The 512-nt window shown below is 61.1% G+C and carries 1 protein-coding gene and 1 pseudogene; both read left to right on the plus strand.

Annotated features, from left to right (window positions below; genetic code table 11):
• Window positions 1-153 (plus strand): annotated as a pseudogene (locus EN914_RS39795) (molybdenum cofactor guanylyltransferase MobA); the annotation flags it as partial.
• A partial coding sequence (mobB, locus tag EN914_RS37910) for a molybdopterin-guanine dinucleotide biosynthesis protein B (protein WP_127389800.1) occupies window positions 150-512 on the plus strand: 363 nt, incomplete at its 3' end. The pseudogene EN914_RS39795 and the gene mobB, both read left to right, overlap by 4 nt.

Genomic DNA, 512 nt, shown 5'->3' on the forward strand with positions numbered 1-512 from the left:
ACCAGGCGGGTTTCGGCTTTCATCGACCGGCAGGGTTTTGTCGAGGTGGAGTTCCCGGTTCCGCCATCTGCGGGGATCGACCCTTTCTTCAACATCAATGAACCGGACGATCTTGTGTCTGCCGAGCGTCTGTTGCAGAGCATCAAGCCATGAACAGACGTGTCTTCGGCATCACAGGCTGGAAGAATTCCGGCAAGACGACTTTGACCGAGAGGTTGGTCAGCGAATTGGTCCGGCGCGGCTGGAAGGTGTCGACGGTGAAACATGCCCACCATGACTTCGACATCGACAAACCTGGCGCGGACAGCTTTCGCCACCGGCAGGCCGGCGCCACCGAAGTCGCGATCGTCTCCGGCGTTCGCTGGGCACTGATGCACGAGCTGCGCGGCGAGGATGAGCCGACATTGGAGACTGTCCTGTCGCGGCTTGCCCCTTGCGACCTCGTGCTGGTCGAGGGCTACAAGCGCGAAGCCCACAGCAAGATCGAAACCCGCCGGCTGGATGCGAAGGAC

The organism is Mesorhizobium sp. M7A.F.Ca.CA.001.08.2.1 (genome assembly GCF_003998455.1).
Lineage (GTDB): Bacteria > Pseudomonadota > Alphaproteobacteria > Rhizobiales > Rhizobiaceae > Mesorhizobium > Mesorhizobium ciceri.